The organism is Rhizobium sp. RU35A (genome assembly GCF_900156005.1).
Taxonomy (GTDB): domain Bacteria; phylum Pseudomonadota; class Alphaproteobacteria; order Rhizobiales; family Rhizobiaceae; genus Neorhizobium; species Neorhizobium straminoryzae.
Genome location: NZ_FTMR01000007.1, coordinates 213,208 through 237,837, shown reverse-complemented (window position 1 = coordinate 237,837; position 24,630 = coordinate 213,208). Strand labels below are relative to the sequence as shown.

At 63.4% G+C, this 24,630-nt stretch carries 27 protein-coding genes; 1 reads left to right on the top strand and 26 read right to left on the bottom strand.

The genetic code is table 11. From position 1 onward, the window contains the following. Positions 1-24: 24 nt before the first annotated feature. The 18 genes from F3H95_RS17225 to F3H95_RS27190 all read right to left on the bottom strand — a co-directional run bounded on the left by F3H95_RS17225 (position 25) and on the right by F3H95_RS27190 (position 12,425). Positions 25-444 carry a ribbon-helix-helix protein, CopG family gene (locus tag F3H95_RS17225; RefSeq protein ID WP_149746883.1) on the bottom strand — a complete coding sequence of 140 codons (420 nt, stop codon included), beginning with the start codon at positions 442-444 and terminating at the stop codon, positions 25-27. Between the two features lie 7 nt (positions 445-451). Next, positions 452-2,440, bottom strand: coding sequence for a conjugal transfer protein TraG (locus F3H95_RS17220; protein ID WP_149746882.1), 1,989 nt, complete (start codon positions 2,438-2,440; stop codon positions 452-454). Between the two features lie 23 nt (positions 2,441-2,463). Then, complete coding sequence (locus F3H95_RS17215) at positions 2,464-4,230, bottom strand: VirD2 family relaxase/mobilization nuclease (RefSeq protein ID WP_149746881.1); 1,767 nt, start codon at positions 4,228-4,230, stop codon at positions 2,464-2,466. 244 nt (positions 4,231-4,474) lie between these two features. Next, positions 4,475-5,188 carry a lytic transglycosylase domain-containing protein gene (locus F3H95_RS17210; protein WP_244618049.1) on the bottom strand — a complete coding sequence of 238 codons (714 nt, stop codon included), beginning with the start codon at positions 5,186-5,188 and terminating at the stop codon, positions 4,475-4,477. 4 nt (positions 5,189-5,192) lie between these two features. Beyond that, positions 5,193-5,528: a DUF736 domain-containing protein gene (locus F3H95_RS17205; RefSeq protein ID WP_149746880.1), complete on the bottom strand. Its 336-nt coding sequence runs from the start codon at positions 5,526-5,528 to the stop codon at positions 5,193-5,195. Positions 5,529-5,572: 44 nt separating this feature from the next. Then, positions 5,573-6,118, bottom strand: coding sequence for a S26 family signal peptidase (locus F3H95_RS17200; RefSeq protein ID WP_149746879.1), 546 nt, complete (start codon positions 6,116-6,118; stop codon positions 5,573-5,575). After that, a complete protein-coding gene (locus F3H95_RS17195) occupies positions 6,115-6,627 on the bottom strand; it encodes a DUF2840 domain-containing protein (protein ID WP_188134416.1) in 513 nt (170 codons plus the stop codon). Before F3H95_RS17195 ends, F3H95_RS17200 begins: the two co-directional genes overlap by 4 nt. 5 nt (positions 6,628-6,632) lie before the next feature. Next, on the bottom strand, positions 6,633-6,884 hold the full coding sequence (locus tag F3H95_RS17190) for a hypothetical protein (RefSeq protein ID WP_149746877.1): 252 nt from the start codon (positions 6,882-6,884) through the stop codon (positions 6,633-6,635). Then, entirely contained in the window at positions 6,877-7,533 is a 657-nt protein-coding gene (parA, locus tag F3H95_RS17185; RefSeq protein ID WP_149746876.1) for a ParA family partition ATPase, read from the bottom strand. The genes F3H95_RS17190 and parA overlap by 8 nt, the downstream gene beginning before the upstream one ends. Beyond that, on the bottom strand, positions 7,530-8,633 hold the full coding sequence (locus F3H95_RS17180) for a replication initiator protein A (protein ID WP_149746875.1): 1,104 nt from the start codon (positions 8,631-8,633) through the stop codon (positions 7,530-7,532). The genes parA and F3H95_RS17180 overlap by 4 nt, the downstream gene beginning before the upstream one ends. 17 nt (positions 8,634-8,650) lie before the next feature. Then, the gene (locus F3H95_RS17175) at positions 8,651-8,932 is read right to left on the bottom strand and encodes a helix-turn-helix domain-containing protein (protein WP_149746874.1); all 282 of its coding nucleotides are present in this window, start codon (positions 8,930-8,932) and stop codon (positions 8,651-8,653) included. A 138-nt stretch (positions 8,933-9,070) separates the two neighbouring features. Further along, complete coding sequence (locus F3H95_RS17170; RefSeq protein ID WP_244618048.1) at positions 9,071-9,577, bottom strand: DUF2285 domain-containing protein; 507 nt, start codon at positions 9,575-9,577, stop codon at positions 9,071-9,073. A gap of 37 nt (positions 9,578-9,614) precedes the next feature. Further along, a complete protein-coding gene (locus F3H95_RS17165) occupies positions 9,615-9,839 on the bottom strand; it encodes a DUF6499 domain-containing protein (RefSeq protein ID WP_113372417.1) in 225 nt (74 codons plus the stop codon). A gap of 112 nt (positions 9,840-9,951) precedes the next feature. Further along, positions 9,952-10,224 carry a DUF2285 domain-containing protein gene (locus F3H95_RS17160; protein WP_149746873.1) on the bottom strand — a complete coding sequence of 91 codons (273 nt, stop codon included), beginning with the start codon at positions 10,222-10,224 and terminating at the stop codon, positions 9,952-9,954. A 117-nt stretch (positions 10,225-10,341) separates the two neighbouring features. Continuing rightward, positions 10,342-10,587 carry a helix-turn-helix transcriptional regulator gene (locus tag F3H95_RS17155; RefSeq protein WP_113372415.1) on the bottom strand — a complete coding sequence of 82 codons (246 nt, stop codon included), beginning with the start codon at positions 10,585-10,587 and terminating at the stop codon, positions 10,342-10,344. 181 nt (positions 10,588-10,768) lie between these two features. After that, on the bottom strand, positions 10,769-11,095 hold the full coding sequence (locus tag F3H95_RS17150) for a DUF736 domain-containing protein (protein WP_112796495.1): 327 nt from the start codon (positions 11,093-11,095) through the stop codon (positions 10,769-10,771). A gap of 583 nt (positions 11,096-11,678) precedes the next feature. Continuing rightward, on the bottom strand, positions 11,679-12,119 hold the full coding sequence (locus F3H95_RS17140) for a DUF4175 domain-containing protein (protein WP_149746872.1): 441 nt from the start codon (positions 12,117-12,119) through the stop codon (positions 11,679-11,681). A 138-nt stretch (positions 12,120-12,257) separates the two neighbouring features. Continuing rightward, positions 12,258-12,425: a hypothetical protein gene (locus F3H95_RS27190; RefSeq protein WP_174156977.1), complete on the bottom strand. Its 168-nt coding sequence runs from the start codon at positions 12,423-12,425 to the stop codon at positions 12,258-12,260. A gap of 302 nt (positions 12,426-12,727) precedes the next feature. Between F3H95_RS27190 and F3H95_RS17135 the strand changes: the two genes are divergently transcribed. Beyond that, complete coding sequence (locus F3H95_RS17135; RefSeq protein ID WP_149746959.1) at positions 12,728-13,345, top strand: plasmid pRiA4b ORF-3 family protein; 618 nt, start codon at positions 12,728-12,730, stop codon at positions 13,343-13,345. Positions 13,346-13,360: 15 nt separating this feature from the next. Here F3H95_RS17135 and F3H95_RS17130 read toward each other — a convergent pair whose 3' ends face one another. The 8 genes from F3H95_RS17130 to F3H95_RS17095 form a co-directional block, all read right to left on the bottom strand. After that, complete coding sequence (locus F3H95_RS17130; RefSeq protein WP_149746871.1) at positions 13,361-14,287, bottom strand: DUF2493 domain-containing protein; 927 nt, start codon at positions 14,285-14,287, stop codon at positions 13,361-13,363. A gap of 312 nt (positions 14,288-14,599) precedes the next feature. Next, positions 14,600-15,637 (bottom strand): toprim domain-containing protein, encoded by a 1,038-nt coding sequence (locus tag F3H95_RS17125; protein ID WP_188134415.1) that lies wholly within the window; start codon positions 15,635-15,637, stop codon positions 14,600-14,602. Next, positions 15,637-19,983, bottom strand: a complete 4,347-nt coding sequence (locus tag F3H95_RS17120; protein ID WP_149746869.1) for a bifunctional class I SAM-dependent methyltransferase/DEAD/DEAH box helicase — start codon at positions 19,981-19,983, stop codon at positions 15,637-15,639. Before F3H95_RS17120 ends, F3H95_RS17125 begins: the two co-directional genes overlap by 1 nt. Positions 19,984-20,135: 152 nt before the next feature. After that, on the bottom strand, positions 20,136-20,432 hold the full coding sequence (locus tag F3H95_RS17115; protein ID WP_149746868.1) for a hypothetical protein: 297 nt from the start codon (positions 20,430-20,432) through the stop codon (positions 20,136-20,138). Beyond that, a complete protein-coding gene (locus F3H95_RS17110) occupies positions 20,429-20,692 on the bottom strand; it encodes a DUF6117 family protein (protein ID WP_149746867.1) in 264 nt (87 codons plus the stop codon). The genes F3H95_RS17115 and F3H95_RS17110 overlap by 4 nt, the downstream gene beginning before the upstream one ends. After that, positions 20,689-21,105, bottom strand: a complete 417-nt coding sequence (locus tag F3H95_RS17105; protein ID WP_149746866.1) for a hypothetical protein — start codon at positions 21,103-21,105, stop codon at positions 20,689-20,691. Before F3H95_RS17105 ends, F3H95_RS17110 begins: the two co-directional genes overlap by 4 nt. Before the next feature lie 126 nt (positions 21,106-21,231). Then, positions 21,232-23,343, bottom strand: a complete 2,112-nt coding sequence (locus F3H95_RS17100; protein ID WP_149746865.1) for a ParB/RepB/Spo0J family partition protein — start codon at positions 23,341-23,343, stop codon at positions 21,232-21,234. A gap of 160 nt (positions 23,344-23,503) precedes the next feature. Further along, entirely contained in the window at positions 23,504-24,448 is a 945-nt protein-coding gene (locus F3H95_RS17095) for a zincin-like metallopeptidase domain-containing protein (protein ID WP_149746864.1), read from the bottom strand. Positions 24,449-24,630: the final 182 nt, after the last annotated feature.

The following is a 24,630-nucleotide window of genomic DNA, read 5'->3' as shown; positions in this document are numbered from 1 at the left end:
TCGATTATGTTTGGCCGAGCAACCTCACCCATCCACATCCTCAGCGATCTCCTGCCGGAGCTGTGGCCCCTTGGCCAGCCGCCGTCCAAGCGCCGTAACAAACGCCTCGTAGCGCTCGCCGGTCTTCGCTCGGGCGGCCTGCGCGGCGGGTTCCGGAAGGGCCGGGGTTGTCGACAGCCAAAAGCGAACGAAAACCGCCAGGGTTTCGACCGAGATCCCGACATCGCGTTCGAGGCGCGCCATGCGACGGTCGATCTGATCGATTCGCTTAGTGAAGGCTGCTTCCTGCCGCTCGGCCGCATCTGGCGACAGAAAGGATTCGATCGCGGCTTCGGCAATGAGTGACCTCGACTGATCGCGGCGTGCGGCATGCTCGACGAGACGTTTCATGACCGCGGGTTCGAGATAGACGGAAAGGCGTTGTTTGCGGGGTGACTTCGTCATTTGTGCCTCACAGGTCCATGCCGTCGTCGGGATCGAGCGAGACCTGACGTGCCACACCCTGCATGACACGGGACAGGCGGCTATTGCGGACGGCGTCTTCGTCCGTTTCGTCCGGCAGGTCGATCTCGAATTCATTGTCGATTGGGGTTTTCTTCTCGATCGGTGCGACACGGTTGAGTTCCGGCTGATGCCGCCGCTCGGATTCGGTCGGATCTTCGTCATCCTGATCGCCACCAGCGGGGAGAGACGCGGAAGCGTCCCGCTTCGCAGGCACCGGTAAGCCGGTCCAGTCGTCGGGCTGTCCTACGTCTGAAGCCGCAAGCTTCGGCGGGGGCAGAAGACGTTCCTTGAATCGTGCATCTTCGTAATAGCGGGCCTTTTTCGCGCGGATCGGCGCGAGGCCCGCCGCCATGACGATTTCGTCGGTCGGCGGCAGTTGCATGATTTCGCCGGGGGTCAGAAGGGGGCGCGCCGTCTCGGAGCGCGAGACCATTAAATGTCCAAGCCAGGGCGAGAGCCGATGCCCGGCATAGTTCTTCATCGCCTTCATTTCGGTGGCGGTGCCGAGTGCATCCGAAACGCGCTTGGCGGTCCGCTCGTCATTGGTGGCGAAACTGACGCGGACATGGCAGTTGTCGAGGATCGAATTGTTTGCGCCATAGGCTTTTTCGATTTGGTTCAACGACTGGGCAATCAGGAAGCTCTTGAGGCCGTAGCCTGCCATGAAGGCCAGTGCGCTCTCGAAAAAATCCAGGCGCCCAAGCGCCGGAAACTCGTCGAGCATTAGGAGAAGGCGGTGCCGTCCGGCCTTGGCCTGCAAGTCCTCGGTCAAACGGCGCCCGACCTGGTTGAGGATCAGACGGATCAGCGGCTTGGTGCGGGCGATGTCGGACGGAGGGACGACGAGATAGAGAGTTGCCGGATGTTTTGTGGCGACCAGATCCATGATCCTCCAGTCGCATCGCCGGGTGACTTCAGCAACGACCGGGTCACGGTAGAGCCCGAGAAACGACATGGCGGTCGAGAGCACGCCGGAGCGTTCATTGTCGGACTTGTTGAGGAGTTCCCGCGCGGCGCTGGCAATGACGGGGTGCGGACCTGCTTCGCCCAAATGTGCGGTTTTCATCATGGAGGCGAGCGTCGACTCGATCGGGCGGCGGGGATCGGACAGAAATGCGGCGACACCCGCCAGCGTCTTGTCAGGCTCGGCATAAAGGACATGCAGGATGGCCCCGACCAGCAAGGCGTGGCTGGTCTTTTCCCAATGGTTGCGCTTTTCAAGGGAGCCTTCGGGGTCGACGAGGATGTCGGCGATGTTCTGGACGTCGCGCACCTCCCATTCCCCACGGCGCACCTCGAGCAACGGATTGTAGGCGGACGATTTGGCGTTGGTCGGATCGAAGAGCAGGACCCGACCATGGCGGGCGCGGAAGCCAGCCGTGAGCTGCCAGTTTTCCCCCTTGATGTCATGGACGATGGCCGAGCCGGGCCAGGTCAGCAGCGAGGGGATGACAAGACCGACACCCTTGCCGGATCGGGTTGGGGCAAAACATAGGATGTGTTCGGGGCCGTCGTGGCGCAGATAATGCGCGTCATAGCGGCCGAGCACGACGCCATCTTGCCCCAGAAGACCTGCGGCCTTCACCTCATCGGCTTCGGCCCATCGGGCGGAACCATAGGTCTCGACCTTCTTGGCCTCACGCGCCCGCCACACCGACATGCCGATGGCCACGGCTGCCGCGATCAGGCCGCCGGACGCCGCGATGTAAGCGCCTTCGACAAAGATCGGCGGTGCATAGGCGTCATAGGCGTACCACCACCAGAAGAAGGCAGGCGGCAGGTAAAAGGGAAAGCCGAATAGGCGGAACCAGGGCTCGCCCAGTTCCGGTTGGAAGGCCAGCCGCCAAGCTACCCATTCGGTTGCGCCCCAAACGCAAAGGAAGACAATCGAAAGAACGGTGAGGATCTGGCCCCAGAGAATTTTGGTCGCGGACATGGGTTTCGTCTTTCGTCAGAAGGTCAAAGGCCAACCCCGCGCTTGCGGGCAAAGCTCCAGTCGATACCGCCATCGGCGCGGGTGATACCGGAGACATGGCGGTCGAGATGTTTTTCGAGTGAGGGCGTCCAGGGCACGAGCTGGAAGCCGAGACCGTCATCGATCATGGCGAAGCGGCCGGAGGCGAGCGTGAGCCGGCGGCGATAATCGCCGGTCACATAGTCGCCGGTTCCCGAAGTTTTGAACGGCCGACCGGTCTCTGCTGCGATCGCGTGCCCCACCTGTTTCAGTTCTTGGCTTCGCAGGGTTTCGATTAGACCTCGCGAAAACATCACCTGGCTGCCGCGACGCTCGGCAAGGCTTTGTGCGACAAGATGATCGGCGCGGGCCTGTAGGGCCTGACGCACCTCCGCGCCGAAGCCGCCGTCGGAGAGCGCATGCGGATCACGGGCGATGTTCTGACGATCGAGCCAGGTCGCGCCGGACGCGGTGATCTGCCGGTCAATGTCGTAATCCGATCGCACCGCGAGTGCCGCACGACGCAGGCCGTTGGCGTCGTCGAATTTGCGCAGCTCGACGATTGAACCGGGCGTGCTGTCGCCAGCAGCGTCGAGGTTGGAAAGCCTGATGTGGTGTGTGCGTCCGTCCACACCATCGACCACGGCATAGGCAGTGCCCTTCAGCTCGTCATCGAGGCCGCGGGCGACAAGTCGCCCGACAATCGCGTCATCGAGACTTTCACCGGCGAGGACGAAGCTCGCTGATCCGCGTTCGATGCCGCGATCGGTTAGCGCCCGGTGCATGCGCTTGATGATGTCGCCGCGCTCGCCAAGCGCTCGCAAGGTGGCTTCTGCCTTGTCGTCAATGATCCATTGTCCCGCGCCAACCGCATGGGCGAGGCCGAGGGTTTCGAGCTTGCGCAGCCGGCCGACTTTCTGGGCGTGAAACTCGTCGGGCCGCTCAGCGGTGACGGGTGCCATATCGATGATGCCATGGGCGTTGCGATCGCGGGCCAGCTGTCGATCGAGTTGGGTCCAATGCTCAGCGTCGATCTGCGCGGTCAGGCTGCGGCGGATGTCGAGATCTGTGCGCGGCCCCAGCTCCTGGGTGACGAGGTCGGCGGCGCGGGCGCGCATGCCGTCTTTGATGTAGTCTCGGGCGATAACAAGGTCCTGGCCATCGTCGGCGCGACCGCGCAGGATGACATGCACATGCGGATTGTCGGTGTTCCAGTGATCGACGGCCGCCCAGTCGAGCTTGGTGCCGAGATCCTTTTCCATCTGGCCCATCAGGTCGCGGGTGAAGGATCGCAGGTCAGCCATGTCCGCCGCATCCTCCGGCGAGACGATGAAACGGAAATGATGACGGTCGCCGTCCGCCCGCTCGGCAAAGGCTTGTCCATCCACCTCCGTCTCGCCCGGACCGAAGAGATACGCCTTATCGTAACTTTCGCTTTTGCTCCCTTCAGTCGCGGCAAGGGTCACACCATCGCGGCGCAGATAATTAAGGTGGGTGGTGAGCGGTGTTGCGCGGGCGCTGTGGCGGACTACGCGGGTCTTGATGACAACGACGCGGGAACGGCCGGTCAGAAGGTGATTGGCGCGCACGCTCGCCGTTCGGCCCCGGCCAAAAGTGGAGCGGGTGCCGGCGCTGATGCGGCCAGAGCGGGACACATGGCCGCCAGCCTTCTGGGCCGCTGCCAGGGCCTGAGCGATGAAGGGCCGTGTGGCTTGTGTGCCGGAACTGCGCACGCGGCCAGGACGGATACGAAAGTCCTCGTCGCCACTCATCGCGAAACTCCAGCACATCGCGGCAAGGCATTGAATTTGCGCAAGGAATGGCAGTTCTGCGAGGTGCTATACTTCATCGCACCTCGCAAACGTGATGCGTAACCCATTGAAAACAAACGACCGACCAAGCCCGCACCTCGCGGCCTTTTATCTCGCCATCCTTCGGTCGTGTTGCCAGGTCTCGACCTCTGCGCACGCTTCTCTACGCCGGCGTCCGCTATCGTGCGCTCAGGAACCCGCGCGCTCATGGTGTGCTTCCTGAACTGGCGCGGGCGACAAACAGGCCATCAGACTGCGGCTCGATGGCGGAGACATCGCGCACATCCGCTGTCGCCTGAGCCTGCCAAGACGGGCGCTTTTCCGGTACGGGAATGGCGGTCTGGTGGGGGGCGTTCTGCGCGATAAACAGCGGTGCCTGTGTCCAGGTGACGGCATTCGACGGAGCCACCAACATGCTGTCCGATGGTCCATCGGCATCAAGCGACTGCGCCACGAGAGCGACATAGGCGCGGGTTTCGCTGGGCAGCGTTCGGCCCTTGAGAGAGGCTTCATAGCGTCCGGGGCCAGCATTATAGGCGGCGATCCAGCCGGGCGAGCCGTAACGGTCGAACAGTTCCCGGATATAGGCTGTGCCTGCGATAATGTTGTCATGCGGATCGTAAGGATCGGCGCCCAATCGGTGCCGCGCGCGCAAGTCTTTCCAAGTCGCGGGCATGATCTGCATCAGGCCGATTGCGCCCTTTGGCGAGATCGCGTGTGGATCGCCCGCGCTTTCCGCCGTCATCACGGCGCGTATCCAGCGCGCGGGAAGCTCAAACCGGGTAGCGGCCTCGGCAATGTGATCGGCATATGAACCGCCGGGGGACGGCGTGATCCGCGTTGGCGGTTCGGCAAACGCAACACCTGACAGCGGGCTCAGAAGAACGAGGCCGGAAAGGAGAAGAGGGAGCATACGCATAGCGTTAGTCCCGACCTTCGCGCTTTTGCGGGCGGTTCCAATGCAGCGACCAGGCGTGACCGGCGTCATCGTCGCGGAAGAGATTGGCGCGGATCGGTTGCGGCAGCAGCGGGTCATCGAGAGCCAAGGCGATGAATTCGCCCGCGCGTTCGCCGGTACGCCTCCACCCGGCTCCAGCCTCCGGGCCGTCCTCGGTGTCGAGGTGGACACGGTAGTCCGGCGCGCCTTCCGTGTCGGACTGGGGAATGGCGACAAGCACCAGTTCGGCGCTCAGCATGAGCGTGCGGATGTGGCCGGAAAAGCCAGAAGGGTTGCGCGTAAACTGTCCGATATGTGTCATGGAAACCTCCTGTGAATGTTGGAAGAAGACGGCAACGCGGACGCTCAAGGCGCTGTTGCGCGCCAGATGAAGCGGCCCGTTCCGGTAGGGTCGGTGTAGAGCGGGTACGCCTTGCCGATCACATCCTTGACCGGCAGCGGGCCGAAATAACGGCTGTCGAGGCTGTCGCGGGCAGCGGGATTGAGCAGAAAAATCACGTTCGGAGCGATGTGCTGGCAGCCCTGCCAAACCGGCAATTCACGGCCGCGACTGTCACGGTCGAGCGCGGCGGCGGCGAAACGTCCATCAATCATGATGTCGTGGCCGATCCGGCAGACCTGTTGCCCGGACAGGGCCGCGATGTGCTTCAGGAGGGGAACGCCACGACCGATATAGCCGCGCGCGACCATGAAATCTTCGAGCGCCTCGTCCGGTCTGACGACCACCAGATTACCGGCCTGGAGCTTGCCCGCCGGGCCAACGGAATAGAAGCCGATCGGCGTACTGGCGGTGGCGTTCCAGAGCAGTCTCATCGGCATAGCGTAGAAGGTGGTGACACCGATCGCTGCAAGGGCCGCAGCCGCAGCGAGAAGATAAAGGACGCGCTTCATTGGCTGACCTCCTGCCGCTTGAGCCATGCCCGGTGACGCGCCAGCGTGTAGGGGCGTGGCGGTTCGCCAGTGGCAAGGCGATTGTGGAGATGACGCCAGTGATCGGGCGCAACAGCGCACGGGTCGATCCGCAAGGCCTCAATGGCGTCGATGTGGCCCAGAACCCGTTCGACCTTCGGCCAGCTCGCCACGTGCAGCAGGATGTCGCCGCCGGGTGTCACGGAGGGAACGGTCTGGAAGCCTTGTCCTGGTCGCACCGTGCGCACGACGTAGAGATGCGAACTGACCGTTCCGAAGCGGTTTGCTGCCCAGCGGACGAGCGCGAAGACTCTCTCCGGCGCGAAGATGACGCAGCGTCGGCGGCGATCGATCAGGCGTTCGGATGTTTCATGGCCGAAGCGTATCCAGTGTTCGGTCTGCTTCTCGATCCACACCAGTTCGACCTCGGTGAGTTCGCCAGCCTGTGCTGCCGCAGGCGAATCCTGACGAAGCTGTTGCCTACGGGTCATCACGCTCATGACGGCTCTCCGACATCGGCTGGAAACTCCCGCGCGAGCAGATCGCGCAACATGTCGGCAACGGTCATGCCGCGGCGGAAAGCAGCGATCTTGATGCGCCCGCGCATGTCCGGTGTAACGTCGATGGTCAGACGTGCGGTGTTGAAGGCGGTGTCAGTGCCACGCGCTGGCGCATCAGGGGCCTTGATCCAACTCTCCGGATCGGCGGGCCTGGCGGCAAAGCCGCGACGGGATGGGCGCTCAGCCATGACGATCCCTCCCGGCAGCAAGGCTCGTGATGTCGTCGGCGAGCCGGGCAATTTCGCGCGCGGCTGGCCCATCGGGATCGAGTTCCTGCACCAGTTGCCCGGATTGGGCGGCGGCGGCGAAGACGATGCGCTGGCCGATGGTTGCGCCGAGCACAGGCGGGTCATGATCGGCAAGACCGTCAGCCGTTTCACGGGCGAGTATGGTGCGCGCCGCACAGCGATTGAGGACGAAACGGGCGGCAAGGTCCGGACGATAGATGCGGGCTTCTTTGAGAAGGGCGAGCATTTCGGCGGAGGCCCAGCCGTCGAGTGGTGACGGCTGCACGGGGATCAAAATCAGGTCCGCAGCCAGAAGGGCCGAGCGCATCAAGCCCGCGACACGGGGCGGACCGTCGATAACGACATGGTCGGCGCTGTGGGCGAGTTCCGGCGCTTCACGGTAGAGCGTATCGCGGGCTAGTCCGATCACGCCGAAGAGCCGAGGCCGGCGCTCGTGCTCGCGTTGCTGCGACCAGTCCAGCGCTGAGCCCTGCGGATCAGCGTCGATGAGGGTGACACGCTGCCCCTGCAGCGCCCATTCGCCTGCCAGATGCAGCGCCAGCGTCGTCTTGCCGACGCCACCTTTTTGATTAAGGAGGGCCACGATCATGACACGCCTCCCGAACAATCCGGAGAGCGGCTCTTGGTTATCGGTTTTCCGGCGCTTTCCTGGGCGTCAAAGGCACCGTCAGATGGGTTTTCCCCATCGCGCGCGCGCATCAAGAAGTTAGAACCTGAGTTAGATTCTAAGTTAAGGGGGCGATTTCCGCTTTTATGTCCGTAGTTTAGACCCTGTTTGGGTTCCTGATAGCACGAGGGGCCGGTTCCTGATGGCACGTGTCCGAGGGTTCCCGATGGCACGAGGCTATCCACAGCTTGTCCACAGGCGGGATCACGCTCGAATGCGAGCAGCATACGCCCGCCGACCTCGACCTCAAGAAACAGCGTGTAGCCCGGCAAGGGCTGCCGGCGCACGATGTCGCGCAGTTCGAAGGCAAAGCGCTTGAACGGCGATAGCGCACCCGATTTCTGATGCAGGTGACGGAAGTCGAACCGCCATCCGTTACGCTGCCGTCCGCCATGTTTGCGAACAAGGCGGTAGAGCCAGCGGTCAAGCCCGCCGGTCAAATCGAAATAGGCCCGGTCAATGGTCAGGATGAGGGCGTTGTCGAGGACGGCCTGATAGAACCAGTCGGGGACGATCATCTCGATGCCGTCCGGGCGACCGGTCCGATCCGTACGCTCCTTCCATTCGTTGATCCAGGAGAAGCGATGGCGGCGGCCTTCCGCCGCCTGACGGATGGAGGTACTCACCGTCGTCGATTGCAGCCGGTCCAGCGCTGCCTTGAGGCGCTGATAGTCGCGAAGCGACGTGCCGCGGCCGATGAAGGTGAGAATTTCGTAGGGTGTGGCTGCCATGAGGCGTGAGGTGCGCAAGCCGGAATCACGGGCCTCGACGATCTGGCTTGCTGCCCAGATCAGGATGTCGGCATCCCAGATGGTCGCCATGCCATGGTCCGGCACGGCCTCGACGCGGATCGAGACGGCGCCCGCGACAAAGTCGATGGGCGTCACACGATGCGATTTGGACAGGGAAAAGAAGGGATAGGCCATGAGATCCTGCGCATCTCTGGGCGCGAAATCTCCAGGGAGTGCCCGAAAGAGATCGAGCTGCCCACGTTCCGAAAGGGTTCGATGCCGCGCCGACATGGGATAGGGACGCCGGGTCAGCGCGCGAGGTGGCTTGGCTGGCCGCCCGACGGAAAGCCATGGCGCTTGGCGGGAAGAACCTGACCCCGCGGATCGGTTGTCGACGTCACCGCGCCACGCTCGGCCCAGGCTTGCAGGTCGTCCACGGCGTAGACGACGCGGCCTCCGAGCTTCTTGTAGGCCGGGCCGGTGCCATAGGTGCGGTGCTTTTCAAGGGTCCGGGCAGATAGGCTGAGGAATTCGGCGGCTTCCTTGGTGCGCAGAAAGCGCGGCGGCAAAACGGCGAGATCGGGTCGCATGGATCGGCCTTTCGTGGTGTGCGTTGGAACCGTCGGGAACAGACGGCGAATGCAGGCCACGATGGCGAAGGGAAGCAGGTTGGATGGAGGAGGAATTTGTGGGGGACGAATTTCCCACACCGCGTCAGTAGAAGAGTTTCAGGGTTTGCGACGGTGGCGAAGGAGTTTGCGATAGCCGCCGGAGATCATGGTGCGGGCGTCGCGGAGGAGCGACATCACCGAATGGCGGATCGGGGACACTTGCCATTCGCTGCGGCCCAATCGTTTGATGCGGAAGAGGCTCTGGGCGATCTCCTTCTGGGTGGCGCCGGAGCGCAATCCATCGATGGCCTGTAGCATGCGCCGCGCCCGGGCGCGTTGTTGTCGCGTCAGGCGTGCGTCGGGCGGCACGGACCGGCCATGAAGGTGAGCGAGGAGGCGATAGACGGCTGCGAGCCGGTCGAAGCCTTCCAGCGTCAGGGGAATGATCGCGGCAAGGGGTGCGGCGTCCAGGCTGAACACTTGCAGCCTTTGATCGTCCAGCAGAGGCAATAGCGCGTGAAAGCCGTCAATGCCTTGCTGGTCGGCCGACAAGGCGATCGGCAAAGGACTGTCTTGCGTGGGCATGTCTTGCAGCACCGGCGGCGGTGATGACAACAGAACCACGCTGGTATCGGCTTGCGGAAGCCAGAAGACGGGGGCGTCAGGCAGGTCGAGGGCGGGATCGACGGCGAAATCGCAACCCCCAGTGCTGGCGGATTTTCTCCGTCAGCTGTTCGCGGTCCCCGCCGGGGTCGTTCAGGGCTTCATAGTCTCTGTCGTAGCTTTCGTTGCGGCGCAGCCATTCCCAGGCAAGGTCGGAGGCGCTCAGGGTGTCGACGTGTTCATAGTTCGCGGCGGATCGCCAGCGAGACGCATCTGGCAGCATCAGAACCCTCCATCAATGGTGCCGAATTGAGGGAGGCTTAAGATTCCCGGATGAGTTGTCGGGCGGAAGACAAAGAGTCGGCATCGCCTGATGCCGTAGAAGCATCACCGCGTTAAGCGGGCGGGTTTCTGCCGATCAGTTCGCGATAGCCATGTTCGCTCATCCATTGGGCACGGGCGAGATGAGCGGCATGAATGCGGCGACATCGTTCCGGATCGGCCTCTGGATCAAGGTCAAACAGAACTTTCATGACATCGCGCCAGTCAGCGCCGTCGCGCTCGGCATCCAGGAGGCGCAGGTAGAGCGTCATATGCTCCTGGTCATAGGCCGTGAGCGACGCCCCCGCCGGTGGCTCGTCCTGAAAATGTAAGGTTGATTGCGCCATTACCTGACACCGTAGCAGATGATTTCCACGCCGTTAACTCTATGCACCGAGTCCATGACCCGGGCATTATGAAGAACGGGGAAGGCAGGCATGTTGTTCTCGGCGATCAGAAGACGGTTATCTTTGCCGGGACTGTTCATGATGCAGAAGCACGCCTTCGCCCTTGTCGGTCAGCAGGAGCACAATGCCGGCCGCCTCCAGTGCCCTGCGAACCTGATCGCGCGTGGTTTCATACACCTCGAGGCCACTTTCGGATTCGAGGCGCTTGAGCGCGGTCAATGATACTCGGGCCTTGTCAGCGAGCGTCTCCTGCGTCCATCCCAGCAACGCGCGTGCGGCCCGTGATTGTCGGGCGGTGATCATGCATGATCACCTCCCACCGGCAGCAACGCATATGCCAGAACTACGACTATATTAGTCGCTCTTGGCGCGCGGTGCGAGTAAAAACCGTTGAAGATCGCGGCGCTAACCGGAATTGGCCAGCAACTGATTCGGTTGTCAGAGGTAAGACCCCGGCCGGAGGGCCGGGGCCTTTGCGCCGGGGTCAGTCGCCGCGGCGTCCATTGGGGCGGGACCAGATCAGCGAGTAGGTCTCGCCGTCTTCGTCGTCGAAGAGGTTGGCGTAGATGGGGGCGTTGAAGCTCGGATCGTCGAGCTTGAGGCCGAGATAGGGCCGGTCGTCGTTGGAGCGCTTCGACCAGGCGGCTCCGATTTCTGCCCGGCCGACCATGACGCGGTGGCTGGGGGCGTTTTCGCCGTTGGCGCGCAGGTCGGGGACGATGCGGACGCCCTTGGCCTGAACGCTCAGAGTGACGATCTCGCCGGTGAACTCGTTCGAGCCGGTTTTCTTGAAGGTGCCGATGGTAGCCATTTTGAAATCTCCGTTTTTCGTATTCGAGCCCGCCACCGTAGCGGCCTCGATGGTGATCGGGAGGCCGGAGGCGATCGACGCCGCATCGCCAAATCATTCGATGATGGCGACCGGAGCAAAGCGGAGGATGGCGACAGAGCGGTTTTCTTGGCTCGCGAGGAATGGGTGAAACCCAGGGGAAGAAAATTGCGTCGCGCCATTGCGGCTTAGGCGGTCGAGGCGAAGCCGTCCTTCGGCCAGATCAGCCCATTGGAGAGGCCGTGCAGGTGGCGGTTCTCAACGCGTCCGAACGGAGATAAATGGCTGCCTTGGTTCCTCATGAGCCGGCATAGGCAGTAACATCGAGATCAATTGCCTGAGACCTGACCTTCGTCTTGCATGATCCTGACAGATTTCGACCGATAACCAGCCGCATTGCCGTATGGTCGGCGGGCTCAGTCAGAGGCATTTCTCTCGAGCGGCAGGGGTGGCTGTGTTCAACTGGCTTGCTCGACGACCGTTGCCAACGCCGATCCACGCTACCTTTGAGGCACAAGAAAACGGAAGGCCTCGCTTGGCTGTCGAACTGCGTTGATCACAAAGACTACGCCCGCGCCATGCTCCCGCTCGATGGCAGGGTTGCCGCCATACCCGCTACCCTTAGAAACGCGGTGATCCCCACGGCGACCGCGCCGATGACAGAAAAGATGATCTGCCAGGTTTCCGACGGCATCGTATGCTTGACGATACCGTGCGTAGCGTGAAAGCCCGCGATTGCCGCCGGAAGCACAAAGGCAGCCGCGACCAGGAGCCTGATCCAGAGAGGGCGCACAACGATCAGCAGAAATTGGCCGATACCAAGGGTCAGTGCCGCGCCGACAAGGCCGATGAGGATTGCGCCTGGCCATCCGGCGCCAGTGCCATAGGCCCAGGTTCCGATCGAAACCCCAGCGAATATCGGTAACGCGAAGACCGCGAGCGTGAACAGCAACCAGCACAGGAAGCCAATGGCAGCGATGGATGCGAGAATGCCGAGAAAGATCATGGTGGTGTCTCCGGGAGATGAACTCTGACGGTTGCGCCTCCACCACCACCACGGCGCAGCCAAAGTATAGCAAATCGACGATGAAAAGAGGAGTGGAAACCGCCGGTTTCCGCCATTTGAGGCGAGGTGTTCGCCCCACTAAGGGGCGAAGGGATCGATTTCGCGCAGGATCGAGGCCTCGTCGCCGTCGAATTCGGCGGCCGGCGTAACCGAGAGCGTGCCGTCGCCGGCGCGGAAGATGATGATGGCCACCATCAGGGTTGAGGCGAGGCTGAGAGCGAAGGCGTAAGCGTCGGTGGAGGACATTGATCCGGCTCCTGTTTGAAGCGGAGGACCATCCCCCGCTGACAGGCGCCCGAAGTGACCGGCCAAGGGCCGCAATCACCGATGAAGGCGAAGCCGCAAGCGGCGGCACGCGCATGCGTAGTCCGACCCTTTACGGGTTGATGGCGTCAGGCCATTGGGTGGATCAAGGATAAGCGCAAATAAAGCGGGGTGGTTCCCATTCGAATACTCGTCGGGATCAATTGCGTTCGGTGATGGATTGACTTGCTGCGTTCGTTTACTGTGCCTTGACGCGTGGCCTTGGCTTCGGCATCGTCCTGGCTATGTTCTCAGCGCCTAACGCCGTTCGCCTTCGTGTATCGATTGATGGTATCCAGCCAGCCATCTGGCGGCGTCTGGTCATACCTGCACACTGGAATCTCGAACACCTCCACCTTGGAATTCAGGCCGCGTTCAATTGGTGGAACTACCATCTTCACGAATTTCATATCGGCGGATTGCGCTTTGGTGATGTTGTCCTTCTGGAAGATGGGGCGGGTCCAGATGATCCGCGCGTTTTCAATGAACGGGATGTTCAACTTAAGGATTTTTCGCGATCTGGAAGCACTTTTACCTACACATATGACTTCGGCGACAACTGGCGACATACGGTTGAACTGGAGGAACGGCTCTGGCTTGATGTATTTCCCAAAAAGGCCATCTGCGAGGACGGTGCCTTTGCTAGACCGCCTGAAGACGTCGGCGGAACCTCGGGATATGAGCACTTTCTCGAGGTGATGGGCGATATTGAAGACCCCGAACACGCCGACATCAAGCGTTGGTGTGGTGGGCACTTCGATCCCGAGTGGTTTGATCTCGACCTCGTAAACAAGGATGTCGGCAACGCACTGAAACCAAATGTTCGCCGCAGGCTGCATCAGCCCAAGCCAAAGCGGGTGTAGACGTTCCAGCGGCGCTCACGCGCCGCTCCCGCCAAATCGATAAACCGGGATGCCCAGCTTGCGGGCCTTGTTGGCGAAATTGTCCTGAATACCGGTGCCCGGGAAGACGATAACGCCGATCGGCATGACGGAGAGCATCTGGTCATTGCGCTTGAACGGGGCGGCCCTAGCGTGCTTCACCCAATCGGGCTTGAAGGCGACCTGCGGGACGTTTCGATGGTCTGCCCAGCGGGCGGCGATCTTCTCGGCACCTTTAGGTGAGCCGCCGTGCATCAGCACCATGTCTGGGTGTTTGGCGTGAACTTGGTCGAGCTTGGCCCAGATCAGCTTGTGGTCGGCGGTGTCGCCGCCGGTGAAGGCGATCTTCGGCCCCGCAGGCATGAGCACTTCGGTCTCGGCGCGGCGCTTGGCGGCCAAGAAATCACGGCTGTCGATCATCGCGGCGGTCAGATTGCGATGGTTGACCATCGATCCGGTGCGAGGCCTCCAGCTTGATCCGGTCTGGCGCTCGAAATGGTCGGCGGCCTGGTCGCGCATCAGTTCGAAGGCGTCACGGCGTTCGAGCAGCGTCTGGCCCTCGGCGGTGAGGCGTTCCAGCTCAACCGACTTCACCTCGCTGCCGTCCTGTTCGCGCTGAAGGCGGCGCTGCGACTGCTCGTTATCGTCCAGTTCGCGTTCGATCCTGTCTGTAGCACGGTGGAAGAGATTGACGGTCGACCAGAGGAGATCGTCGAGGTCGGGTTCGAGGCGGGTGTCTTCCAGGGTCGAGATCAGTGCGTCGAAAATGTCGGCGATGGCACCGGCGACGCGGCTGCCTTCGGGTAGCGGCCTGGGGTCCGGTTCGTCCGTGAATGGGCGATGGCCGTAGAGCTGAAGTTCCTGGAGGAGATGGTCGGTGGGCGAGGACTCGTGGTGGGGCTCAAAGTCGTCGTGCTCGGACATGGGATGCTCCATCGGTGTGGACCGCGACCGTCGCGGCCTTCATGGCGACGAAGCCCATGGGCGGGACGGGCCTGCACCCGGACGCGGGCAACGCGACCGGGCCGGAGCAAAGCGGAGGATGGCAGAGACCGGCTATTTTGCTTCGCGATGCAAAGCCCCCGCGGGGCGGTGGAAAATAGCCGGTCGTCGCCATTGCCTGCCCGGCTCGTCTATGGGCCGATCGCCCTCTCGAAGGCCGAGGCGCGGTCCTCTTCCGATGGTTGGGGCATCCGAGAGCATGGCGATGAACCCCGCCACACGTTTCCCTGCCGGCTATGCCGCCGCGCCCAAGAAGCGGGCCACGTCCTGCGGGGCGAGTTGCACCCGGATCTGTGCCCGAAGCGCCTCCACGCCGAACTGCCGGAGATCGTCGTTGAAGTCCTTGAGCCTCGGAGACAGGGTGATCGCCTCGATCCCGGCCGCATTGGCCCGTTCGATCAGGCTGTCCCGCGCCCCGTCGCCTGCCGGATCGTTGTCGCGAAGGATATAGAGCCGTCGCAGCGTGTCTGGGAACAGGATGGCTGCGAGATGTGCCGATGAGAGCGCCGCTGCCATCGCCATGGTCGGTATCGCCTGCCGTGCCGACAGGACGGTCTCGATGCCTTCGCCCGCAGCCATGACATCGCCAGCAATGCCGAAGCGTACCGCGTGACCGAGCAGGTCTCCCATTGCCTTGCGCGGTGTGTCTATCGGGGCTTTGCCGGAGCCATCTGGCGTGAGCCAAGTCCGATGTACTCCGGTGATCCGACCGGACAGATCCGTGACGGTTGCGATCATGGCGGGCCAGATCTCGGTCGGCCCATCGTCGTCGGGCCGATAATAGCAGCGTGGATGGAAGCGCAGGTTTCCGGTTCCGTGCAAAGCCGTAATGCCGCGTGTGCGGAAATACGTTTCCACGGGTGTGCTGCTGATCGGTTTCGATATGGCGAACAATCGCCTTGCCGCCTCGGCCGTGCCTGACGGGGCTGGCGTGCTTGGTTGCTTTTTCTCAGGTGCGGATTCGGGACGCGGCATGCTGAGAAAGGAACGCGCCTCGGCGACGACATCGGCGAAGTCAATGAGGCCGCAACTCTCCCGGATCACGTCGAGCAGGTCGCCATGTTCACCGGTGGCGGCATCGGTCCATTTGCCGGCCGGTCCCTTCATCGTCTCCTTGAGCCGCACGAACATCGAGCGGCCCGGCGTGTTGCGTGCATCACCGACCTGCCAGTAGTTGCCCTGACGACGGCCGGCGTCGAGATAGTGGCGGCACACCGCCTCGGCCTCCCGGCCGAGACGGGTCGCCAGATCGGAAGCGTCGAGCCGCGTCATCATGCTGCCTCACGTTCGCCGATGCGTTGGATCGGATAGCGGCCCAGCACGCGCTCCAGTACAGCCGAACCGGCGGCATCGGTCGGCACGAACATTCTGAGCTTCCAGGAGATGATCTCGTGGAACAGACCACAGGTGGTGAGCCGCTCGCGCATCGTGTCGGTGAAACCTGACAGTTCGATGCGGTTGGCGCCCATGACACGGACGCGACGAAGCTGAAGCCCCTCAGTGAGGTCGAGGATGGTGCGCCCATCCATCAGCGCCATGAAGGCGTCGGCGGGCGTGAGCGTAGCTGCGCCGGTCGTGGTGGCGTTGGCCGCCCAGGCCGGCGAGACCTTGCGGCCGACGATTCGTTCGCCGTCGTCGGTCTGGAGCCGATAGACGCGGGTGGATTCGTTCGGCAGCCGCTTCCAGATCGGCAGCAACAGTCCGGAGACGATATGGATCGTACTGTCGGAGAACTCCGGCACATCCGCAACCTCGGCGGCCCAGGCCGTGACGAAGGTGCTGCGTTCTGCCTCGATCCAATGGGTCTCGCCCATCATCTTCAACGGAATCGTGTGCGATTCCATTGGCCGGACCAGCCGGACGCGGCGTTCGATCTCACCATCATCGAGCATGATCGAGGTGGCGGGGATCTGCACGGCGGCGCGGCCCGAACGCTCGTTGACCAGCATTTTGGCGCTGGATTCGCCCAGATGGGCGAGCACGTCGTCCAACGCGACCGGATGGTTACGGGTCCGCTGCGCGATCGTGAGCAGCCGGGTCTCGGCACCCGTGCCCGGATGGGTGTAGATGGTCTGGCGGTCCGTGATGGTGAAGCCTTCCGCTGTCAGCGTCTCCAGTCCGACATCGTAGATGCCGGCGGCGATGGCGCCTTCGATCTTGGCGGTGAGAAGCTGCTCGAAGGCGGTGAACAGCACGCCTTGAAGCTCGATGGTCAGCGCCAGCAGCCGGTTGAGGAAGGTGGTGATCGGGGGCAACTCGTCCTTGATGCCGTTCGCGTCTATCAACTTCAGGCCGGTGGCGGACTCGAATCGCTCGAGCGAGCAGCCTTCGACCTTGCCTCGCACCAGCAACAGATAGAGCTGGCGCAGTGCATCGCGAGCGTAGGGGCTTTCCAAATTGTCCTCGGGGCGGAACAGGCCTTGACCGCCCGTCTGACGCTGGCCGCGCGTAATCGCCCCCAGCGTATCGAGGCGGCGGGCGATGGTGGAGAGGAAGCGTTTCTCCGCCTTGACGTCCGTGGCGATGGGCCGGAACAGCGGCGGCTGCGCCTGGTTGGTCCTGTGCGTGCGGCCGAGCCCTTGGATCGCAGCGTCAGCTTTCCAGCCGGGTTCAAGCAGATAGTGGACGCGCAGCCGCGTGTTCCGGGCCGAGAGTTCGGCGTGGTAGCTGCGGCCGGTGCCGCCCGCGTCCGAGAAGATCAGGATACGCTTGGTGTCATTCATGAAGCTTTGCGTCTCGGCGAGATTGGCCGCGGCCGCGCGGGTCTCGACGACAAGGCGGTCGCCACCCGAAGGCGTGCTCTTGCGGACGATGCGCCGCGAACGGCCCGTCACCTCGGCCACCAACTCCGTGCCGAAATGCTGGACGATCTGGTCGAGCGCGCCGGGGACCGGCGGTAGGGAGGCAAGCTGCGCGATCAGCTCGTCGCGGCGCGCAACGGCTTCGCGGCTTTCGACGGGCTGACCGTCGCGATAGACTGGCCGCGAGGTCAGATTGCCCTCACTGTCGGTGAACGGCTCGTAGAGCTGCACGGGGAAGGAATGGGCGAGGTAGTCGAGAACGTATTCCCTCGGCGTGATGTCGATGCGAACGTCGTTCCATTCCTCGGTTGGCAGTTCGGCCAGACGGCGTTCCATCAGCGCTTCACCGGTCGAGACGATCTGGATCACGGCGGCATGGCCAGCTTCGAGATCGCTACTGATCGACCGGATCAAGGTCGGCGTCTTCATGCTGGTGAGCAGATGACCGAAGAAGCGCTGCTTGGCGCTCTCGAAGGCCGAGCGTGCGGCTGACTTGGCCTGCCGGTTCAATGTGCCGCAAGCGCCAGTGATATTGGCCGCTTCCATAGCCGCATCCAGATGGTTGTGAATGATGGCGAAGGCCCCTGCATAGGCGTCGTAGATGCGGGTCTGCTCCGGCGACAGCGCATGCTCGACCAGCTCATATTCCACGCCGTCGAAGGAGAGCGAACGGGCGGTGTAAAGGCCGAGCGCACGCAGGTCGCGGGCCAGCACCTCCATCGCTGCAACGCCGCCATCCTCGATCGCTTCAACGAATTCGGCCCTGGTCGAGAACGGAAAATCCTCGCCGCCCCAGAGCCCGAGCCGTTGGGCGTAGGCGAGGTTGAGGACCGTGGTGGCACCAGTCGCCGAAACATAGACAACGCGGGCGTTCGGCAGGGCATGCTGCAGGCGCAGGCCAGCGCGACCCTGCTGTGAGGCGGCCACATCGCCGCGTTCGCCCTTGCCGCCACCGGCATTTGCCATCGCGTGCGCCTCGTCGAAAATGATCGCTCCGTCAAAATCAGAGCCCAACCATTCAACGATCTGCCGGACGCGGGAAACCTTCTCGCCGCGGTCGTCGGAGCGTAGCGTGGCATAGGTCGTAAATAGGACGCCTTCCGGCAATGTGATCGGCCGCCCTTGGGGGAAACGCGACAGCGGCGTGACCAGCAGGCGCTCCATGCCGAGCGCCGACCAGTCACGCTGGGCGTCTTCGATCAGCTTGTCAGATTTACTGATCCATACCGCCTTTCGGCGACCCTGAAGCCAGTTATCGAGAATGATCGCCGCAGACTGGCGGCCTTTGCCGACGCCGGTGCCGTCACCGATCATGAAGCCGCGCCGAAATCGCACGGCGTCTTTCGCATCCTCGCGCGCAGCACTGACCAGGTCGAAGGTGGCGTCCACCGTCCATGATCCGGCGAGATGGTCGGCGTGCGCTTCGCCCGCATAGATGACGGTCTCGAGTTGGGCGTCGGACAGCAGATCATGGATATTGGCGGGAAGGCGTGGCCGATAGCTCGGCTTGGGCGGTGCGACCGATGCCATCGCGGCGGATTGCACGAGCTTGGTCGGGTGCGCCTGAGAGTCGATAATACGGATCGACTGCAATCCGTATTCTTCATAGATGCCATCGGACAGGCGTCCGCCGTCGCCGTTCGGCCTGTCGACGGTCTCGTAGGCAAGCGGCAAGCCCTCGGGTTCGGCCAAAGGCGCAGTCGCTGGCGCGACCTTGGAGGCACGATTGATATAGCCGCGCACGCTGCGCGGGGCAGTGGCCGGAGCCGCTGGGACCATGATGGAGGGGTCGAGGGAAAGCCGTTCCGGCAGGTGCTCGGTGAGCCAACTCAGCAAGGTGGCTGCGTTGGGCGCGATACCGGGCGTGACCGGGAAGACGGTGGGAGCATCGGCAGGGCGCTTATCGATGACGGTCAGCCGCGTCGGAAACGTCGTGCCATGCTTGGCATAGACCGAGCCGTCGATGGCGGCAGAGAACACGATCTGCCCGCGTTCCTGCAATCGCATGAAGATGTCCGTCCAGGCCGGATTATCGGGAGCGAAACTGGCGCCGGTGATCGTGACCAGACGGCCACCGGGAGCCAGGCGCGCCAAGGCTGAAGCGAGATGGCGGTAAGCGGCGTCCGCCGTGCGACCCTCGACATTGGCCATGACCGAGAAAGGCGGATTCATCAGCACGACGCTGGGCCTGATTGCCGGATCGAGATGATCGTCGATCTGCGCCGCGTCGAAGCGGGTGACGGAAATCCCCGGAAAGAGAAGGTTCAGCAGCCCGGCGCGGGTATCGGCCAGCTCGTTAAGGACGAGGGTGCAGCCGGCGATCTCTGCGAGGATGGCCAGCAGGCCGGTGCCTGCCGAGGGTTCCAGCACCCGGTCGGCCCGGGTGATGGCGGCGGCATGGGCGGCGACCAGGCCAAGCGGGATCGGCGTCGAGAATTGCTGGAAGGTCTGGCTTTCGGTCGAGCGCCGCGTATGTGTTGGCAGAAGGCCGGCGATTTTCGTCAGCGCGGATAGCCGTGCAGTGGGCGTTCCGGCTTTGCGGAAAAGCGTATGTCCGTATTTGCGGAGAAACAGGACGGTTGCAGCCTCGCAGGCGTCATAAGCCGTCTTCCAATTCCAAGCGCCGGTCGTATCCGACGCACCAAAGGCGGTTTCCATCGCAGCACGCAAAACGGCGGCCTCGACACGCTCGCCACGTTCGAGATGCGGCAACAGTAGGTCGGCTGCGGCGAAGATGGCGGCGGCGGGCTCGGGGTCGCGGCCAAGCGGAAGCGTCACGGCAGCGGCGGCCGTCGCGGATGTGGAGATCATGTTCATTGTGGGAACCTCACGGAGAGCGGGAAGGAACGAGCCTGCGCGGCGCTCTCTCTCGACCGCTCCGGCTCAACCCGTCCCGGCAGCCCTCTCACTCTCACGACGTCAGCATGGAAAAAGCGCCCGACCGCGAGGTGGGCGCTTTTCGAAGGGGTTCAGTTCCAGAGCCCGTCCGCGATCTCGGAGGCGACGAGTCTGCGGGCTTTGCGGACCAGGTCGTCGCCGCAGGTATCGACGTGGCCGAAAAAACGGGCACGCGCGCCATTTTCTGTCCAGTCGGCATAGGTGCAATATTCTCGAGCGTTGGATCGAAACGCCCGCATGTCGCTGGCCCAATGCGGCTTGGGCTCGACAACGACGGTGAGGCCGCCTCTGGTTTCCGGCCAGGGCAGGGACCGTTCATGCGGCGGATGCTGGCGATCCGCCGCGAAGATGGCGTCGATGTCGGTCATGGCGCCTGTCCCGGATCGTTCCGTACGAAGCCTTCAGGATCGTCAGGATCGGGCGGCAGGTACGCGTCATAGGGGTTGCCTTCGGCGAGATGGCCGAAAGGCGTGAAGACGTAATCACCATCGTCTCGCCCCACGGCGCAGATGACGTAGCGCGGAATGCCCGTCGCCGCGTCGAGGCACTCCATGAGGGCGAGATTGCCGTCGCCCGCCGCGCGCAGCAGGGTCTGAAAATTGCTCCGGGCATGGGAGGGGATGCTCATAGCGGGCCTCCCTCGCCAGAGATAGTCTCGGCAAGCCAACCATCGGTGTAGATCCAGTCCACGGTCTCGCCGGTGGCGAGGTCGAGGACGTGAGCACCGCCGCCGAAGCCGTCGAGACGCGGCCGCGAGCAGGTATTGCCGTATTGAAAGCCCCATCTGCCAGTGAGGCCGAACTCGGCGGCGCAGCGTTTTACGAACTGGATGACGCGCTCGGGATCGCCGGTCACGTCGTCGCGCATCCAAAGCTGGCCGCCGCCGTGCTCGGGCTGGATCGAGAGAAGAAAGCCTTCGGAGGGCGGTTCCTCCGACGCGCCTTCAGCGGAGAGCGCGTTGTAGAGGTCGAGCGCACGGGCGGCGTTCTCGGGTGTGGTCACGTCGAGCAGGCACGAGAAATGAGTGAAATAATCTGCCATGACAGGCTCCTGATATGAGAAAGCGCGAGCCCCGTCTCGTCACTAAGCAAACTTTGGGTCTTGGGGCCGGGCTGATAGGGTGGAGAAGGAAGGTGCAGGACGACAGTTGCCGTCCCGCATTGCCTGCTATTCGGCGGCGACGGCGTGCGAAGCCTCGTCCTCTTCGTCGGAGAGCGCCTCGTCGTCATCGAGGAATGCAGGGAGCGCTTCGTCGCCTTCGCCGTTCATGGCCGGTTCGTCTTGATCGATCAGGCGCAGCGGCTCGGGCAGCCAGCCGGTGTCGGCCAACAGGCGTTCGGCTTCCTTGGCCATGTCGCCCTTTTTCAGATGGTCGATGAGCCCTGCTGCCCGTTCGCCGGCACCCTCGCGCACGGCTTCGAGGATGCGGGGCTTGGTGACGCGGCCGAGATAGTTGCCGACGGTCGGCTTCCAGCCTGCCGTCGCCATGTCGAGGTCAACCGCTCGCGCCAGCCGGTCGGCTTGCGCCATGCGCACATCCAAACCATGCTGACTGATGCCCGATCCGTAAGGGTTTGGCCGCTCGAACAGGGCGTTCACGCCGAAGCTGACGCAATGGGCGAGCAGATCGAGGCGTGTGCCATCATCGAGGTGGCTCAACCAATCCCACAGCGCCTGATCGTCGGCGGGAACATGATCGCCCCAGCGTTCGTGCCGTTCGGCGACCTCACGCGCGGGTGTGCTGTCTTTCAGCTCCTCGGACTGTGCCGAGAAGAAGACATGATTGACGCGGGCCTCGAGGCAGCCAGCCGGTGGAGTGCGCCGGAAGGTGTCGCTGACCAGCTTGTGCAGCAGCATGGTCATGGCGACATCCGGATGTTCGGCGACCGCGTTGCGCAGAGCCAGGGTACGATGCGCGGTCAATTCGATGACGAGGCGCTCGGGCAGCGGCTTGATGCCGTCTTCTTCGTCGTCTTCTGGCTCCGCGGCCTGACCGCCGATGGTGACGAAGGCGCGTTGAACCGCGGGCGCCGCCTGCTGGCCAGCTCCACCGTCAACCTCTGGCGCATCGCTGCCATCGGTCCCAGGGGATCGTTCATCCTCGGGGCGGACATAGCCGCGATTCACCGAAAGCGAGCCGTCGGCATTAAGGCTGACGAAGACGCCGGCGATGGCGACGTCAGCCGGGTCGTAGATCGACGGGCGCTGCTCAAAGGCGTTGAGCGCTTGTTCAATCTCGCCCAGTCTCGCGTCGATATCGTCGGGCAACTCGTCGGCCTCAGAATATTCGGCTTCGAGCCGGTCACATTCCTCGCGCAACGCCTCACGAGTGGCACGTTCCTCGTCGGTCAGGTCGACCGTGACACCGACAAGCGCCCGAAGTCCATGCGCGTGGCCGTAAGGAAAGGTCAAGCTGGCTTCGACCCATTTCCAGCCTTCTCCCGCGATCTCGTCGGCGACACTCTTGAGCTTTTTGGCCACCAGGCGGTCGAGCAAGGCGGCATCTTGAAGCCAGCCGCCATCGTCGGACTGGAACAGGTCGCGCAGCACAGTGCCGCCGGCCGCCTCATAGGTTTCGATGCCCACAAAGACCGCGCGCTTGTCGGAGGCCCGTACCGTGGTTTCGGTCAGCATCCGGCGGATCTGATAGGGCTCTTTCTGCCAGCTATCCTTGACTGCCTCCCAGACCTGTTCCTGACGGGCATGGTCGGCGCTGACGGTGAAGGCCATGAGCTGTTCGAGCGTCATGCCATCGTCGGCATAGATCTCGAGCAAAGTCGGCGAGACGGAGGCGAGGCGAAGGCGCTGCTTCACGACATTGACGCCGACGAAGAAGGCTGCGGCGATGGCTTCCTCGGTCATGCCCTTGTCGCGCATGGCCTGGAAGGCGCGGAACTGGTCGAGTGGATGCAGCGGCGCGCGCTCCATGTTCTCGACCAGCGAGACCTCGTCGACCAGGATGTCGCTGTTGGCGTCGCCGACGACGCAGGGCACCGGTGCGGTCTTGGCCAAGCGCTTCTGCTTCGCGAGCAGTTCGAGCGCGCGATAGCGCCGGCCGCCGGCGGGCACCTCGAACATGCCGGTCTCGGTGCCATCGGCGTCGAGGACGGGACGGACATGGAGGCTCTGGATGAGACCGCGACGGGCGATGGATTCGGCCAGCTCCTCGATCGAGACGCCGGCCTTGACGCGCCGGACATTGGACTGGCTTAGCACCAGTTTGTTGAAGGGGATGTCGCGCGCCGACGACAGGGTGATCTTCTGAATGGCAGTCGCCATGTTCGTTACTCCGCGACGGGCGGCCGGGAGCCTCTCTCTCGACCTCCAACCCGTCACGAAGCGAAGCGCCGCCCTCTCACTCTCAGAGGGCAGCGCCGGGCGGGCGGAAAGGCGTAAAGTCGGCAGCCCACTTCTCCGCCTTTCCGGTTTTTGAGGATCGTCACGCCGCCTGCCGTTCGTGGTCGGCTGCATCGACGTCGGCGCCCGGCAGGAAGCCGAGCAGCCAGTCGGCCGCCTTGCTGGCCTGGGAAGCGGCGCGCACGATGGCGCGATTGTCCTCGCGCAGCACCTCGAGCCAGGAGCCGATATAGTCGGCATGGCGGACGGTGGGTGTGATGCCGAGCGAGGCGCAGCAGAAGGCCGCGTTGATCTCGGCGACCAGCTCCTCGAAGGCGTATGTCTTCGAGCCGAAAGAACCCGAGAAATCACGGTTCAGGCGCGAGGGGTGGCCCGTGGCGTGCCCTAGCTCATGCAGGGCCGTCCTGTGCCAGTTGATCGGCTCGAAATAGGCCTGGGGCGGGGGCACCTGTACGTAGTCGTGTGCGGGCACATAGAAGGCGCGGTCGCCGCCTATGCGGAAGTCGATGCCTGTCGCCCGGATCAGCGCCTCGACCTGTGGTTCGATGAGGCCGGGCGGCGGGGCGACGATGGCGACATCCTCCGGGAGGCCGTCGCATTGCGCCGTATTGAACACCGTGAAGCGCTTGAGGAACGGGATTGCGGACGCTTCCTCGCCGGTCTCGCGGGCGCGGCGCTTTTCGTCCTCCGGCGTGAACCGGTCGGCATAAACAACAGTCGTGCCGCGTTCGCCGCGGCGGACGTTGCCTCCGAGTGACAGGGCTTGGCGGAAGGTCAGCCAGCTCTGGCCGGGGAAACCTTGCTGGATCACGGCACCCCAGAGGATCAGGACATTGATTCCGGAATATTGCCGTCCGGTGGCGGCATTCCTCGGCATGGCCAAGGGTGCCTTAGCAGAAGCTGATCCCCAAGGCTGGACCCAGGGCACGCGCCCGGCCACCAGCTCGCCGATGATTTTGTCGGTGATATCGTCATAAAGGCTCGATCGGTCGGAACCGGCGCGCCCGCTGCGGTCATTCCTCAACATCGTTGTTCTCCGCGACGGGCGCCGGAGACCTCTTCTCCAGCCCTCAACCCGTCACGGAAAGCCCGTCGGCACTCTCACTCTAAAGGGGGCGTTGCGGGGGCTCCCCGCAGAAGGGGGCGGCCGAGACCTCGGCTCGGTCACAGGGGAATGCCTTCCCCCATATCAGGCTGCATTCCCAAGGG

What these genes read in the sequence shown, in the direction of transcription:
- F3H95_RS17225 (WP_149746883.1), bottom strand. Translation starts at nt 444, where the DNA reads ATGACGAAGTCACCCCGCAAACAACGCCTTTCCGTCTATCTCGAACCC.
- F3H95_RS17190 (WP_149746877.1), bottom strand. Translation starts at nt 6,884, where the DNA reads ATGGCTGAGCGCCCATCCCGTCGCGGCTTTGCCGCCAGGCCCGCCGAT.
- F3H95_RS27190 (WP_174156977.1), bottom strand. Translation starts at nt 12,425, where the DNA reads ATGTCCTCCACCGACGCTTACGCCTTCGCTCTCAGCCTCGCCTCAACC.
- F3H95_RS17210 (WP_244618049.1), bottom strand. Translation starts at nt 5,188, where the DNA reads ATGCGTATGCTCCCTCTTCTCCTTTCCGGCCTCGTTCTTCTGAGCCCG.
- F3H95_RS17125 (WP_188134415.1), bottom strand. Translation starts at nt 15,637, where the DNA reads ATGACGCGGCTCGACGCTTCCGATCTGGCGACCCGTCTCGGCCGGGAG.
- F3H95_RS17180 (WP_149746875.1), bottom strand. Translation starts at nt 8,633, where the DNA reads ATGTCGGCGCGGCATCGAACCCTTTCGGAACGTGGGCAGCTCGATCTC.
- F3H95_RS17160 (WP_149746873.1), bottom strand. Translation starts at nt 10,224, where the DNA reads ATGGCGCAATCAACCTTACATTTTCAGGACGAGCCACCGGCGGGGGCG.
- F3H95_RS17205 (WP_149746880.1), bottom strand. Translation starts at nt 5,528, where the DNA reads ATGACACATATCGGACAGTTTACGCGCAACCCTTCTGGCTTTTCCGGC.
- F3H95_RS17130 (WP_149746871.1), bottom strand. Translation starts at nt 14,287, where the DNA reads ATGTCCGAGCACGACGACTTTGAGCCCCACCACGAGTCCTCGCCCACC.
- F3H95_RS17095 (WP_149746864.1), bottom strand. Translation starts at nt 24,448, where the DNA reads ATGTTGAGGAATGACCGCAGCGGGCGCGCCGGTTCCGACCGATCGAGC.
- F3H95_RS17135 (WP_149746959.1), top strand. Translation starts at nt 12,728, where the DNA reads ATGTTCTCAGCGCCTAACGCCGTTCGCCTTCGTGTATCGATTGATGGT.
- F3H95_RS17215 (WP_149746881.1), bottom strand. Translation starts at nt 4,230, where the DNA reads ATGAGTGGCGACGAGGACTTTCGTATCCGTCCTGGCCGCGTGCGCAGT.
- F3H95_RS17220 (WP_149746882.1), bottom strand. Translation starts at nt 2,440, where the DNA reads ATGTCCGCGACCAAAATTCTCTGGGGCCAGATCCTCACCGTTCTTTCG.
- F3H95_RS17150 (WP_112796495.1), bottom strand. Translation starts at nt 11,095, where the DNA reads ATGGCTACCATCGGCACCTTCAAGAAAACCGGCTCGAACGAGTTCACC.
- F3H95_RS17195 (WP_188134416.1), bottom strand. Translation starts at nt 6,627, where the DNA reads ATGACCCGTAGGCAACAGCTTCGTCAGGATTCGCCTGCGGCAGCACAG.
- F3H95_RS17165 (WP_113372417.1), bottom strand. Translation starts at nt 9,839, where the DNA reads ATGCTGCCAGATGCGTCTCGCTGGCGATCCGCCGCGAACTATGAACAC.
- F3H95_RS17140 (WP_149746872.1), bottom strand. Translation starts at nt 12,119, where the DNA reads ATGATCTTTCTCGGCATTCTCGCATCCATCGCTGCCATTGGCTTCCTG.
- F3H95_RS17105 (WP_149746866.1), bottom strand. Translation starts at nt 21,105, where the DNA reads ATGGCAGATTATTTCACTCATTTCTCGTGCCTGCTCGACGTGACCACA.
- F3H95_RS17120 (WP_149746869.1), bottom strand. Translation starts at nt 19,983, where the DNA reads ATGAACATGATCTCCACATCCGCGACGGCCGCCGCTGCCGTGACGCTT.
- F3H95_RS17100 (WP_149746865.1), bottom strand. Translation starts at nt 23,343, where the DNA reads ATGGCGACTGCCATTCAGAAGATCACCCTGTCGTCGGCGCGCGACATC.
- F3H95_RS17110 (WP_149746867.1), bottom strand. Translation starts at nt 20,692, where the DNA reads ATGAGCATCCCCTCCCATGCCCGGAGCAATTTTCAGACCCTGCTGCGC.
- F3H95_RS17175 (WP_149746874.1), bottom strand. Translation starts at nt 8,932, where the DNA reads ATGCGACCCGATCTCGCCGTTTTGCCGCCGCGCTTTCTGCGCACCAAG.
- F3H95_RS17200 (WP_149746879.1), bottom strand. Translation starts at nt 6,118, where the DNA reads ATGAAGCGCGTCCTTTATCTTCTCGCTGCGGCTGCGGCCCTTGCAGCG.
- F3H95_RS17115 (WP_149746868.1), bottom strand. Translation starts at nt 20,432, where the DNA reads ATGACCGACATCGACGCCATCTTCGCGGCGGATCGCCAGCATCCGCCG.
- parA (WP_149746876.1), bottom strand. Translation starts at nt 7,533, where the DNA reads ATGATCGTGGCCCTCCTTAATCAAAAAGGTGGCGTCGGCAAGACGACG.
- F3H95_RS17155 (WP_113372415.1), bottom strand. Translation starts at nt 10,587, where the DNA reads ATGATCACCGCCCGACAATCACGGGCCGCACGCGCGTTGCTGGGATGG.